This is a genomic window from Collinsella sp. HCP3S3_E5, from assembly GCF_052067635.1.
Taxonomy (GTDB): domain Bacteria; phylum Actinomycetota; class Coriobacteriia; order Coriobacteriales; family Coriobacteriaceae; genus Collinsella.
Genome location: NZ_JBQHQF010000033.1, coordinates 1 through 13,273, shown reverse-complemented (window position 1 = coordinate 13,273; position 13,273 = coordinate 1). Strand labels below are relative to the sequence as shown.

Sequence of the window (13,273 nt, the reverse complement as noted above, 5' to 3'; positions counted from 1 at the left end):
CGCCCGGTCCCGTTCCGAACCCGGAAGCTAAGCCCCATCGCGCCGAGAGTACTGCGGGGCCAGCCCGTGGGAGGCCAGGGCGCCGCTGACCGGTGGACGGCACCGAGCCGTACGCTTGGACTGGGAAGGGGGAGGCCTCGCGGCCTCCCCCTTTTTCGTTTCTCAGGCAATTTGTCTCACATAGTAGCTGTGTTTTATAACCCTCGTTTGTCGCATCTTCTTTGAACGGGCTACAATATCGTAGTCTGTGTAGCATGGAGGTGAACATGGCTGAAGCTGGTATCGGCGTTGATATCGTCGAGATTTCCCAAATGAAATCAATCCTTGAGAAGACGCCGTCGTTTGCCCGGCGCGTGTTTACCGATGAAGAGCGTGCGTATTGCGATGCGTCGTCTCGCCCTGCCGCTCATTATGCCAGCCGCTTTGCCTCTCGCGAAGCGGTACTTAAGGCACTTGGAACGGGGTTTAGTCAGGGCGTTGGACGTAAGGACGTTTCCGTAACACGCGATAGGCTCGGCAAGCCAAAGGCTCTGCTTTCTGGTCGCGCTCTCGAAATCGCCCAGGATTTGGGTGTTGTCGAGGTTGCTCTTTCTATTACCCTTACGGGTGACTTGGCTGTCGCTAATGCCATTGCGATCACCGAGGATGCTCGACCTAAGCCTAAGGAAGAAAAAATGAGCACCAAGGAGCGCGTTGCCCAGACATTTAAAGAGGCTCGTTCTGTATTGGATGAGCTTGAACAGCTGCAACAATCTGCTTTGTCGGAGCATTTGATCGATGATCCGCAAGATACGCAAGGAGCATAGATGAAACCGGTTTTGAGTACCGAGGAAGTCGTTCGCCTCGAGGATATCATCGAGCGCGAGGGCACCTCGAAGGCCGAGCTCATGGAGTTGGCAGGTGAATTTGCCGCCAACGAGATTTTAAAGCTCAACCCTGATCGCGTTCTTGTGCTGGTCGGCTTTGGCAATAATGGCGGTGATGGTTGGGTCGCTGCGGATATCCTGACCCATAAGGGCGTTGATGTTGATATCGTTTCTCCAGTTGAGCCGGATGAGATTCCTGCTGCCCTTGCTCGTCACGTTGCCCGTCGCACCGCCGGTCGCGACGTTCATGTGTGCGTTGGGCCTTCGCGAGACGAGCTAGAGGTTCTCATTAACAAAGCGGATGTCGTGGTCGATGCTATTTTTGGTACCGGTTTTCACGGCAACCTTCGTGCGCCGTTTTCTATTTGGATTCCTACGGTTAACGAGTGCGCCGATCACGTTGTTTCTATCGATGTTCCCTCGGGCCTGAATGCCGAGACGGGCGTTGTGGATGACGACTGCATCCGTGCCGAGCGTACCGTGACGATGATTGCCCCTAAGATCGGCCTCTACAGCGCTGACGGTCCGGAGTATGCTGGCGACCTGGTGTGTGGCGGTCTGTACGACCGCCTCGACGAAGTTATCGATGATGTCGATCATGCTGCCGAGATCGTTGAGCCCGGTGATCTGGTGGACTACTTTGCCCCGCTGCCCACGAATATCGATAAGTATTCGCGCGGCTCTGCGCTCATCGTTGCCGGGTCGGCACAATATCCTGGTGCCGCCATCATGGCCGCAAAGTCTGCCGCTCGTGCTGGTGCCGGTTATGTGGCCGTTGCGACGCCCGATGCGTGCGCCAACCTTATTCGTATGGCGCTCCCGTCGATTCCCGTTTTCGCCATTCCGTCTGATTCCCGTGGATCTTTTGGTGCTGCTGCGCGTATGACAGTGTGCGAGATTGCTAAGAAGTACAGCTGCGTTGTGTGTGGGCCTGGCATGACGACGTCTGCCGGATCGATGCAAGTCGTTTCGGGCCTGCTTGAGCTCGATGTGCCGCTTATCCTAGATGCAGATGCGCTCAACTGCCTTGCCAAGATTGCAATCGACGGCATCGACAGTAATCCCGAGATGTACCGTCGCGAGCAGCCGCTCGTTATGACGCCGCATTATCGCGAGCTTTCGCGTCTCGTTGCCGGCGACGAGGTCAATGATCTTGGCACTGCTATTGCCGCTGCTCAAAAGATTGTCTGGGCTGCCGGTTCCGATAATCTCGTTGTTATCGCTAAGGGCCCGACGACGGCCATTTGCGGCGTCGAGCGCGTGCTGCTGCCGCTTTCGGGCCCAGCGTCGTTGGCGACCGCTGGCTCGGGTGATGTCCTCGCAGGTATCCTTGCAGGAACGCTTGCGACCATGCGTGACGAGATGGACCGTTGGGAGCTGCTGTACTCGTATGCCGTCGCACTCCACAGCTATGCCGGCTTTGCTGCGGCGACGGAGTATGGCGAGAAGAGCGTTATCGCGACCGATCTTATCGACTTGATCGGTCCCGCCATGGAATTGGCGGCAAAGGATGCGCTCGATGATCTGGGAATCATGGACGAAGGGTCGGATGACTAATCATGAATAAAGCCGATTTGACGCGTTGGTCCTGGGTCGAGATCGACCGCGGGGCGCTCCGCCGCAATACGAGGGCCTATAAGAACTTGCTAGATCCGCGTCAGCGCCTGTGCTGCGTGGTTAAAGCCGATGCTTATGGTCATGGAGCCGTCGAGTGCGCCAAGATCATGTATTCGGCCGGTGCCGACATGTTTGCCGTGGCGACGGTCAGCGAGGGTATTGAGTTGCGCCAGGGCGGAATCACCAAACCCATCCTGATTCTAAGCGAGCCTCCCATCGAGGCTATTCCTTCATTGCTCGAGTTCGATATCATGCCCTCGGTCTATACGTCCGATTTTGCTCTTGCGTATGGTGAATGTGCCGTCGCGGCGGGCAAGGTGGGCAAGTATCATCTTGCCATCGAGACGGGTATGAACCGCATCGGCGTTCACTACACGCAGGTGCTCGACTTTGTCCGCGGTATTAATTTCCATCGCGGTATTCAGTGCGACGGCGTATTTACGCACTTTGCCACGGCCGACGAACCATCGGGTTGGGACTACAAGCTGCAGTGCCAGCGCTTTACCGAGGCCGTTCAGGCCATTAAGGATGCGGGTTTTGAGTGCGGCATCGTGCACTGTGCCAACACGCCGTCCTCGATGCTCGACCCCTCGATGCATTTTGATATGATTCGCGCTGGCGTTGGCTTGTATGGCATGCAGCCGTGCGAGCTGAGCGGCCGCGTGATGCAGCTTGATCCCGTTATGAGCGTTCATGCGCGCGTGACGCGCGTGGCGCATCCTGCGATGGGCGAGGGCGTAGGCTACGGTTTTACCTACCGCGTACCGCGCACACGCGTTCAGATCTGCACGCTGCCGATCGGATATGCCGACGGCCTTTCGCGCACGCTTTCCAATCGTATGGACGTGCTGTATCACGGTGAGCGCGTGCGTCAGGTCGGAAATATCTGCATGGATCAGTTTATGGTTGCCATTCAGTCCAACCCGGCTCACGAGATTCCCGAGGCCGAACATGGCGACGAGATGATAATTATCGGTCGCGATGGCGATGCCGAGATTACCATGGATGAGATGGCGCGCCTGCGCGGCACGATTAACTACGAGGTCGCCTGCGGCTTTGGCATGCGTCTCGACAAGGTCTACGTGTAGGAGCCGCTATGGGCGTTATGCACATCCCCGGCCATAGCCATCAGGCGCCGCGCGAAGTTGCACTCGAGGAGATCGAGGCCGTCCTGGGTGATTGCCACCTTTGCCAGCTTTACCAGTCGCGCCACAATATCGTGTTTGGGGTGGGAAACCCCCGCGCTCGCGTGATGTTTATTGGTGAAGCGCCGGGCCGTAACGAGGATTTACAGGGCGAGCCCTTTGTGGGGGCGGCGGGTGAAGACCTCAACGGCATTCTGTCCCTGGCGGGCCTTAAGCGTGAAGATGTCTATATCGCCAATGTGCTTAAATGTCGCCCGCCGGGAAACCGCAATCCGCGTCCCGAGGAAGTGCTTGCTTGCTCACCGTTTTTGCGCGAGCAGATTCGAAGCATTTGGCCCGATATCATCGTGACGCTCGGTAATCCCGCAACGCACTTTGTGCTCAAGACCGAGATTGGCATTACCAAGCTGCGCGGCAGGTTCCATCAGATGGGGCACTTTGTGGTGATGCCGACGTTTCATCCCGCGGCGGCGCTGCGCAATCCGGCGTGGCAGGAGTTGCTGGAGGAAGACTTTAAGATGCTGGGCGACTATCTGGTGCGACACCCCGCGCCAGAGGGCGCCTCGGAATAATAAGGAGCGTATATGTCCCTGGAGCGCCTGGGGCTAGGTACCTACAAAACGGCTCGTACTGCCGATACGGAGCATTTTGGCGAGTTGGTCGCACCGTGTCTAGAAAATGGCGATGTGCTGATACTGACCGGCGGCTTGGGCGTGGGAAAGACCCACTTTACCAAGGGCGTCTCGCGTGCTCTGGGCGATGAGCATATGGTCACGAGTCCTACGTTCGCGCTCATGGCCGTTCACGACCAGGGGCGTATTCCGCTGTTCCATTTTGATCTGTACCGCTTGGAGCATGCCTACGAGCTCGAGGATACGGGCATTTTTGACGTGCTCGGCTATGAGGGCGCTTGCCTGTTGGAATGGGGCGAGCAGTTTCAGGACGAGCTGACGGATGAGTATCTCTCGGTGACGCTTAGGCGCGATGAGGACGATAGCGACGTGCGAACGATCGCGCTCGAGGCGCACGGCGAGCGCGCGACGGAGCTTTTCGATTTGATTGATAAGGCTGTACAAGATGAGCTTGCATAACGACAACGCGCTGGTAGTGGCGCTCGATACTTCGACCGACATGCTTGCCTGCGCGGCAAGCTGGATTGATGAGCAGACGGGCGAGGCGAAGCTGGTGAGCGGGGACCATCTGTGTCGTCGCCATGCCAACGTGGAACTTGTGACTACCGTCGATGGCGTGTTGGCGCAGGCCGGGCTGAATCGCGGCGATGTCGGCTGTTATGTGGTTGGACGCGGCCCGGGTTCGTTTACGGGCGTTCGCATTGGCATCTCGACCGCCAAGGGTCTGGCGCGCGGTGCCAACGTGCCGTTGCTGGGCGTGTCGACACTTGACGCTTGCGCCTGGACGGCGTGGAAGGCTGGCGTGCGCGGCAAGCTTGGTGTTCTTGCCGACGCCATGCGTGGCGAGGTGTATCCGGCTCTGTACGTGCTGGGGGACGAAGGTCCCGAGCGTCTGTTTGAGCGCGAACACGTGGTCAAAGCCGCCGTGGCGCTTGATGAGTGGCGCCAGGCCGCGGACTGGAGCCAGGTTAAGCTGACTGGTGACGGTCTCGTACGTTATGGCAAGCTGCTGAGTGAGGACGAGACTGCGCGCTGCGTGGAGCGAGACCTGTGGTGGCCCTCGGGCGAGGGCCTTCTGATGGCGCACGCCGCGGGCGACGGTAATCCGGCTCGCGTTTTGCCGATCTACACGCGTCTTTCGGATGCCGAGGAAAATGAGCGTAAGCGCCTTGGGCTTGCCGAGAGCGCCCAGAGCGAGATTACGGGTGTTGCCGACGAGCTCGCCGGCCGCCATCTGCAGTTCCGTCCCATGGGCGCGGCGGATGCCGAGGGCGCGAGCGCATTGGAGGCCGCCTGCTTTGAAGGCGCCGGACACGAGGCGTGGACGCCGGGCATGTTCCTGTCCGAGCTGGGCGAGGGCGTTGCCGCGCCGCGTAGCTGGTGGGTGGCGCACGACGACGGTCAGCTGCTGGGACTTGCCGGCGGCATGGTCGTCGACGGTGACGTTCAGATTATGGACGTCGCGGTTGATCCTGCTCATCGTCGCGAGGGCATTGCCCGCAAGCTGCTGTCGCACGTGAGCTATGACGCCCAGATGCTCGGCTGCACCACTGCTTCGCTTGAGGTTGAGGACGGCAACGAGGGTGCGATTGCGCTCTATAGCGCCTTGGGCTTTACCGAGGCGGGTCGTCGCCGTGGCTACTACGGCGTCGGCAAGGATGCCATCGTCATGACGGCGTCGCTGCCCCTGGTGCTTCCTCTCGACAATGCCTCGCCCGAGCCAACGGCTGCCGAGCAGCGCGTCTGGCCGCTGCCTGAGCCCGAGCGCACCGCCGAGGAGCGTGCCGAAATCGAGCGCCGTCGCCTAGTTCTTGCCATCGAGAGCTCTTGCGACGAGACTGCTGTTGCGATTATCGATGCGGACGGCAATATGCTGGCCAACCAGGTGTCGACGCAGATTGATTTTCATGCTCGCTTTGGCGGCGTGGTGCCCGAGATCGCCTCGCGCAAGCATGTCGAGGTGATTGTGAGTGTCGTAGATGCGGCGCTTGAAGATGCCGCGGTATCGCTTGGCCTTGAGGGTGGAGCGATTGCGCCAAGTGAGCTTGCCGCCGTGGGTGTGACGCAAGGCCCAGGCCTGGTGGGTGCCCTGGTGGTGGGCGTCGCCTTTGCCAAGGGCTTTGCGTATGCTGCCGGTAAACCGCTCGTGTGCGTCAATCATCTGGAGGGTCACCTGTTCGCCAACCTGCTGGCGCAGCCCGACCTTAAGCCGCCGTTTATCTTTACGCTTGTCTCGGGTGGGCACACCATGCTCGTGCACGTAAAGGCATGGGGTGACTACGAGGTGCTTGGCGAGACGCTGGACGACGCCGTGGGCGAAGCCTTCGACAAGGTTGCCAAGGCGCTGGGCCTGGGCTATCCCGGTGGCCCCATCATCTCCAAGCTCGCCGAGACGGGCAATCCCCGCGCGATCGATTTTCCCCGTGCGCTTAACAGCAGGGGAGACTATCGATTCTCGCTTTCGGGCCTCAAGACGGCGGTGACGCTCTATATTGAGCAGGAGACCAAGGCTGGGCGCACGATTCACCTGCCTGACCTTGCGGCCTCGTTTGAGGCGGCGGTCTTTGACGTGCAGTACAAGAAGGCCAAGAACGCCCTGCACGCCACCGGGTGCAAGGAGTATTGCATCGGCGGCGGCGTCTCGGCCAACCCGCATCTGCGCGAGATGATGATTAAGAAACTCGGGCGTCAGGGGATTCGCGTAACGGTGCCGCCTCTCTCGGCCTGTACTGACAACGCCGCCATGATTGCGGAGGTCGCTCGCCGCAAATTCGACCGAGGTGAAATCTCGCCGTTCGACGTCGACGCCGATCCAAACATGACGCTGTAGTCGTATGGGTGCGGTCCCCGACGCTGCCCGGGCGCCAGCGGCCGCATATGAACTTTCCTGCTCTACAGTCCTGCTCACGACGGAGGCCACATTAAGTGGCCTCCTGTTCGTGCGGAACTCGCGATAAAGTTCATATGCGACCGCTGGCGCCCGGGCAGCGTCGGGGACCTTTCTGTATCGATATAGCTTCTGAGCTGGTTTGGCGTCGACAACGTCCAGCAAGGTTAACAAGCCAGCGTCGAATTTACGGCGTGCTTTAGCTGAAAGAAACCTACCTGATAATCGACTCAATATCTCGGCTTTTATATAGCAGTCGGCGGACTTCCATGACGTCGTCGATGACGACATAAAAAACCATGTAGTTGCCAACGTAGAAGCGGTAATACGGGTGCAAACGTCTTCTTGTCGAAGGATATGTTGGTGACATGGTTGGATTCTTGAGATGCTCGAGTATGCCTGCTTCAACATTGTCGACAAGCCTATTTGCTGCAGCGGGGTTATTGAGATCAAAGGCGATATATGACGCTGCTTGGCTGAGGTCCTCCCAAAATAGGGGAAGATAGCGGAGCTTATAGTGCCTGTTCATCGAGACCGCCGTCGAGCATTTTTCTGACAGAGCCAAAGACATCGTCGTGTGTATAGCGAAGTTGCATGCTGGCAGCCTGACGATCAGCGGCATCAAGTGCGCTCTCGATCGTATTGCTCAGTGACTTGTACTGCTCAAAGCTCATGACGACCATAGAGCCCCGCCCGTTTTTAGTTAGAAAAACCGGACCCTCCTGTTCGACTTCGCGTTCAACATCCGGGTAGTGATTTCTAAGATCTGAGACTGGCCTAATATTCACAGCTACCTCCTGAGCTATCAGGATATTATCGTAATTATGATAACAGAGTTGAGATTTGGGATGGGAACTCCTCGGGGGCGGGGCGGGCGCCTGCCGCCATATATGAACTTTATCGCGAGTTCCGCACGAACAGGAGGCCACTTAATGTGGCCTCCGTCGTGAGCAGGACTGTCCGAGCAGGAAAGTTCATATATGGCGGCAGGCGCCCGCCCCGCCCCCGAGGAGCATCTCTCAAGCAAAAACTGTCGTGGGGTAAAGTCCGAGGTCAGTGACGTTTTATACCGAGAAATTCAAATAAAGTTGAAAATTCATTACATATTTGCGTTGACTTTAGGCAACTAAAGTTTCATACTCCTTTTTCATCCACTGGGGGATGTGAACACGCACGGATCGTTCGCATCATGATTGAAGAGGATTTCTTAGACATGTTCACGCATCAGCTAAACATTATCAGCGTAGTAATTATCTGATGCGGGTTAGCACATACAGCTAGCCCGTACGATAACGGGCGGCTGATGAAGATGAGGGCCGTCGAGCGCAACCGACGGCCCTCATTTTTTATGTCTAGGAAGTTCTTTTTAGAGGAGGAAATGTAATGAACGGAGTTTTGCTCATGGTTGTGGCCGCGGCGGTGCTCGCCTGCGGCTATCTGGGCTACGGCCGCTGGCTGGCTAACAAGTGGGGCGTTGATAAAGAGGCCCTCACGCCTGCCAAGCGCATGAAGGACGGCAAGAGCTTCTCGCCCGTCTCCGCCTTCACCGCGTTCTCGCATCAGTTCAGCTCGATCTGCGGTGCTGGCCCTGTTACGGGTACGATCGTCGCCATGGCCTTCGGCTGGCTGCCCGTCGTGCTCTGGGTCCTCGTCGGCGGCATCTTCTTTGGCGCTGTTCACGACTTTGGCGCCCTGTACGCTTCGATGAAGAACAACGGCAAGTCCTTGGCTCAGCTCATCGAGAAGTACATCGGCAAGACCGGCCGCCGCCTGTTCCTGCTGTTCTGCTGGCTGTTCTGCATCATCGTCATCGCCGCTTTTACCGACATGGTCTGCAAGACGTTCATGTTCACCCCGGTCGTTGACGCCTATGGTGCTGCCACCGGTGCCATCGACTTCACCAAGTCCTATGCCGCTGGCTGCGCTGGCACCATCTCCATCCTGTTCACCTTCGTCGCCATGGCCTTTGGTTGGGCTCAGAAGAAGTTCAACCTCACCGGCGCTGCCGAGTTCGTCACCGGCGTGGTGCTCATGGTCCTCATGTTCGCCGTCGGTATGCAGTTCCCGGTTTACCTGGACAAGTTCCAGTGGTTCGCCGTCGTCATGGTCTACCTGGTCTTTGCCGGTGCCATGCCCATCCAGATGCTCAAGACCCCTCGCGACTACCTCACTTCCATCATGATGATCGTCATGATTGTCTGTGCTGTCCTCGGCATCGTCGTCCTGGGCGTTAACGGCCAGGCCACCATCACCGCTCCGGTTTTCACCGGCTTTAGCAATGCCTCGGGCATGATGTTCCCGGTCCTGTTTGTCTCCGTTGCCTGCGGCGCTCTCTCCGGTTTCCACAGCCTCGTTTCTTCGGGCACCTCTTCCAAGCAGGTCGAGAAGGAGCAGGACGCCGTCAAGGTCGGTTATGGCGCCATGATCGTCGAGTCCTTCGTTGGCATCCTCGCCATCATCGTCGCCGGCATCATGTTCTCCGACATGAACACTGCCGGTACCGGCGCCCTCAACGCTGGCGTCGCTTCCACCCCGTTCCAGATCTTCGCTGCTGGCATCTCCCGCGGTATGCAGGCCTTCGGTGTTGACGGCACGCTCGCTACCGTCTTTATGACCATGAACGTCTCCGCTCTGGCCCTGACCTCGCTCGACGCCGTCGCCCGCATCGCCCGCACCTCGTTCTCCGAGTTCTTTGCCCAGACCAACGACGCCCTGGCCATCGAGTCCAAGGCCGGTTACATGAAGGTCCTCGGCAACCCCTGGTTCGCCACGGTTGTCACCCTGCTCCCCGGCCTCGCCCTCGCCTTTGGCGGCTATGCCAACATCTGGCCGCTCTTTGGTGCTTCCAACCAGCTGCTCGGCGGCATGACCATGATCACCCTCGCTGTGTTCTGCAAGTGCACCGGTCGCAAGGGCTGGATGCTCTACGTGCCCGTCGCCTTCCTGCTCTGCTGCACCTTCACCTCGCTGGTCCAGAGCGCTATGGGCTGCATGACCGCCGTCCAGGCCTACGGCTTCTTCGGTACCATCCCGGCTACCGCCACCACGGCCGCCGTCTCCGTCGCCGCCACCAAGGGCCTGCAGCTCGTCTTTGCCGTCCTGCTGATGGTCCTGGGCCTCATCGTTGCCGTCAACTGCCTCAAGGAGTTCTTCGGCAAGGAGGCCGGTTCCATGCCCGACGAGGAGCCCGAGTGGTCCGAGATGGGCAAGGCCGAGTATGGTCGCGCTGCTGCTGCCGAGGCTCCCGCAGGCGCCGAGGCCGCCAAGGCCTAATCGACCTAAGGGATTGAACGTCACATCTATAAGACTCGGAAAGGCCGGGTCCGCAACTGCGCGGACTCGGCCTTTTTCCATGCAAAAGCTAGTGTGCCCGGGTGTTCTCGCAGATGTTTTGCGTGGATAGGGGCGTGCGTTGTACCATATAGACGTATATGTGTACATATGAAAGGGGCCCCGTGGCCAAGACGGTATATTCCGATAACCAAAACAACGTCGATGCCCTGGCTGAGCGTCTGAGCAGCCAGACGTCGCTTTCTGCCGAGCGTGCCAAGCTGGTTGCCTACGACCTGCTCTGCCGCAAGGCGCTCAAGATCAAGTCGAGCGCGCTGGCACAGATTTTCCGTTCCGTCGATAAGGAATGTGACACCAAGGCGATGCGCGATGAACTTATCGCGGCAAAGATCGTTACCAAGATCGAGGGCAGCGGCGTTAACGGGCGCCCAGCGTTCTATACCATTAATGCCGAGATTCGCGATGTCCAGGAGCAGCCTGCCGAGGCTGCCGAAGAGGCCGTCGAGGACGTTGTCGAGGCGCCTGTTGCGGTGGAAACGGCTCCGCGCGAGAACGTCGACACCGATGAGCTGCTTGACGAGAGCGTCGTTCGCGCCTTTACGGCCAAGGCGGGCCGCGGCGGTTTTGGCGGGGGCGGTAAACGCGATGCGCAGCGCCGTGCCCAGCAGGAGCGCTTCCGTCGCGCCGTGGCTCAAAAGGATGCGACGGATGTCGAGCCCGTCGAGGATGAGGCTGTTACCGAGCCGCAGTGCGCCGCTGAGGTCCAGGAGCCTAAGCGTCGCCGCGGTGCTCACTTTAAGGCCGAGCAGGGAGGTGTTGTGTGCGACGTTCAGGAGTCCGTCGAAGCTGCTGGTGCACCCGAGGAGCCCGTCAAGAAGGCTCCGGGTTCATGCCGTCCCGGACGCGGCTTTATGGGTCGTGCGTATCCCGCAAGGCGTCAAGAAAAGACCGACCAGGCTCCCGCTGCACCAGCGGAGAAGGCTGAGAAGGCTGCCGAGCCGATGGTCCGTGAGCAGAAGCCTGTTGAGCCGCGGCCTGCGGGCGATGTCGAGCCCCGAGGCCAGCAGTCTGCGGGCGAGAAAGCGGGGGAGAGCGCTTCGAGCAAGCCTCGCCGTCGTCGTCATCGTGGCGGCCGTGGCTCAAATGCCGAATCCGTGGCCGAGCAGGCAGCGGGGCAAAACAAGGATGCGAAGACTGAGATCCCGGCGGAGCAGCCCAAGCGCCAGCCAGTAAAGGGGGGCAAGCCTGAGCGTTCGCAAAAGGGCTCGTCCGCGCCAAAGCAAGAGCGCAATACTCGGACAGATTCCAAGTGCAAATCCCAGACGCAGCCCAAACCGACTGCAAACGATGCGGCCTCCCAGCAGCCTGAGCCGCCCGCTCATGGCGAGGTTTCGGCGTTTGCTCTGGCCCGTGTCCTGGGCAGGCAGCTGCTCAAGGTCGTTCCCACACCTGCTGCACTCTCCAAGATTAAGGAGCAACAGACTCAAATCGTTAAGGTTGAGGGCAAGGACGGCAAAAAGGTTTCGCAGCGCACTCAGCACAACGAGATGTCCAACCGCAAGATTGCCGAGGAGATTGCGACCATCCAGGCTTGGATTGAGCAGAATCGCGGTGCCGACACGCCGGTCGCCTCGCGTCGCCAGCGCGCCTACCAGATTTTTAACGATGAGAAGGCCTTTGACGGCAAGCACGGCGAGCGCTTGATTCGGCGTATGACCGAAAAGGGCATCAGCATGCAGGCGATTAAGGTCGCCCCCAACCGCCCCGTGCACTTTACGGGCTTCTTTACGCTGGGCGCCGACAAGCCGTTCATTATGGTCGAGAACCTAGACACCTATGACGAGATCGTCAAGCTCCTGCGCGGCCGCAAGCACGCTAAGCTCTTTGGCACCAAGGTGGGTGGCGTGATCTTTGGCGGTGGCTGCAAGGCGAGCGTCTCGCACGCACTGGATGATTATCTGGCCGAGATCGGCTATCGCTTTAACTATGTCTACTACGTGGGCGATATCGACCGAGAGGGTGCGCGCATCGTCGAGCAGGCCCGCAATGCCAATGTGGTTGAGATTCGCCTGCATGCCGGCATGTATCGTGCCATGCTCGCCGAGCACAAGCGTCGCGTGAAAGCTGGCGGCGAGTGCGAGCCTGCGGCTGCCAATCAGGGTGTGCCGCAGAATTTGGCGGCGACGATCAAGGATCTGCCTATGGTCACGCGCGTGCAGTTCCGCAATGTGCTGCGCGAGGGAGGTCGCATTCCGCAGGAGATTCTGATGACCGCCGACTATCGGGATGGCGACTCGGGAAGCTTCGACCGCATGCTGAACAATTAGGGGCGCGTGGCCCCGGCAGGCCGGGCATTAAGTTTGCTGCTCTACAGTCCTGCGCAAGACGAAGGCCACATTAAGTGGCCTTCTTTGCGTGCGGAACTCGCGACAAACTTAATGCCCGGCCCGCCGGGGCCACGCGCCATTTTGTAGATGACGGCTCGCTTTTCGGAACGGGGCTGATATTTCTTGATGTAAGGCGCTCTTGGTCCTTTCGGGCTTGGGGCGTCTGTCTTTTGAGGGTGGATGAGCCGGCACTTGGGGACGTTCCTTTAGTGCCGGTTGAGATACGGAGAGCCCGTTGTTGATATGGGACGGAGGGATTCCGCGTCCGCCTGCCGGCGGCCGCGCCCCGCTGCGTCGCCCCGCTCCTTGCGTGCTGCGCTGGAAAACGCTTCGCGTCTCCTCAGCTCCGCACCCTTGCGGGTTCGAATCCCTCCGCATGCCCACAAGAAAACGCCCCGGACTGATGAAAGCCCGGGGCGCTCAGTTACCTTGGCTGGGACGGAGGGAT

General features: G+C 59.3%; 10 protein-coding genes and 1 rRNA gene. 9 read left to right on the top strand and 2 right to left on the bottom strand.

Annotated elements, in window-relative coordinates:
- The 7 genes from rrf to tsaD all read left to right on the top strand — a co-directional run.
- Positions 1–91: ribosomal RNA gene (rrf, locus tag ACTM82_RS08450) — 5S ribosomal RNA — on the top strand; the annotation flags it as partial.
- 175 nt (positions 92–266) lie between these two features.
- The gene (gene acpS / locus ACTM82_RS08445; protein ID WP_441055366.1) at positions 267–806 is read left to right on the top strand and encodes a holo-ACP synthase; all 540 of its coding nucleotides are present in this window, start codon (positions 267–269) and stop codon (positions 804–806) included.
- A complete protein-coding gene (locus ACTM82_RS08440; protein ID WP_427728959.1) occupies positions 807–2,423 on the top strand; it encodes an NAD(P)H-hydrate dehydratase in 1,617 nt (538 codons plus the stop codon).
- Positions 2,424–2,425: 2 nt separating this feature from the next.
- On the top strand, positions 2,426–3,571 hold the full coding sequence (alr, locus tag ACTM82_RS08435; RefSeq protein ID WP_441088539.1) for an alanine racemase: 1,146 nt from the start codon (positions 2,426–2,428) through the stop codon (positions 3,569–3,571).
- An 8-nt stretch (positions 3,572–3,579) separates the two neighbouring features.
- Entirely contained in the window at positions 3,580–4,200 is a 621-nt protein-coding gene (locus ACTM82_RS08430; protein ID WP_427794390.1) for a uracil-DNA glycosylase, read from the top strand.
- A 12-nt stretch (positions 4,201–4,212) separates the two neighbouring features.
- Complete coding sequence (gene tsaE, locus ACTM82_RS08425) at positions 4,213–4,719, top strand: tRNA (adenosine(37)-N6)-threonylcarbamoyltransferase complex ATPase subunit type 1 TsaE (RefSeq protein ID WP_441042426.1); 507 nt, start codon at positions 4,213–4,215, stop codon at positions 4,717–4,719.
- Positions 4,706–7,090, top strand: coding sequence for a tRNA (adenosine(37)-N6)-threonylcarbamoyltransferase complex transferase subunit TsaD (gene tsaD / locus ACTM82_RS08420; protein ID WP_441044913.1), 2,385 nt, complete (start codon positions 4,706–4,708; stop codon positions 7,088–7,090). Before tsaE ends, tsaD begins: the two co-directional genes overlap by 14 nt.
- A 271-nt stretch (positions 7,091–7,361) precedes the next feature.
- On the opposite strand, the gene ACTM82_RS08415 is transcribed toward tsaD, so the two are convergent.
- Together ACTM82_RS08415 and ACTM82_RS08410 are read right to left on the bottom strand one after the other, a co-directional pair.
- Positions 7,362–7,676 carry a type II toxin-antitoxin system RelE/ParE family toxin gene (locus tag ACTM82_RS08415; protein WP_154515154.1) on the bottom strand — a complete coding sequence of 105 codons (315 nt, stop codon included), beginning with the start codon at positions 7,674–7,676 and terminating at the stop codon, positions 7,362–7,364.
- The gene (locus tag ACTM82_RS08410) at positions 7,660–7,935 is read right to left on the bottom strand and encodes a type II toxin-antitoxin system Phd/YefM family antitoxin (RefSeq protein ID WP_152077364.1); all 276 of its coding nucleotides are present in this window, start codon (positions 7,933–7,935) and stop codon (positions 7,660–7,662) included. Before ACTM82_RS08410 ends, ACTM82_RS08415 begins: the two co-directional genes overlap by 17 nt.
- Positions 7,936–8,530: 595 nt before the next feature.
- Between ACTM82_RS08410 and ACTM82_RS08405 the strand changes: the two genes are divergently transcribed.
- A complete protein-coding gene (locus ACTM82_RS08405; RefSeq protein ID WP_441055364.1) occupies positions 8,531–10,420 on the top strand; it encodes a carbon starvation CstA family protein in 1,890 nt (629 codons plus the stop codon).
- A 182-nt stretch (positions 10,421–10,602) separates the two neighbouring features.
- Positions 10,603–12,765, top strand: a complete 2,163-nt coding sequence (locus tag ACTM82_RS08400) for a hypothetical protein (protein ID WP_441055362.1) — start codon at positions 10,603–10,605, stop codon at positions 12,763–12,765.
- Positions 12,766–13,273: the final 508 nt, after the last annotated feature.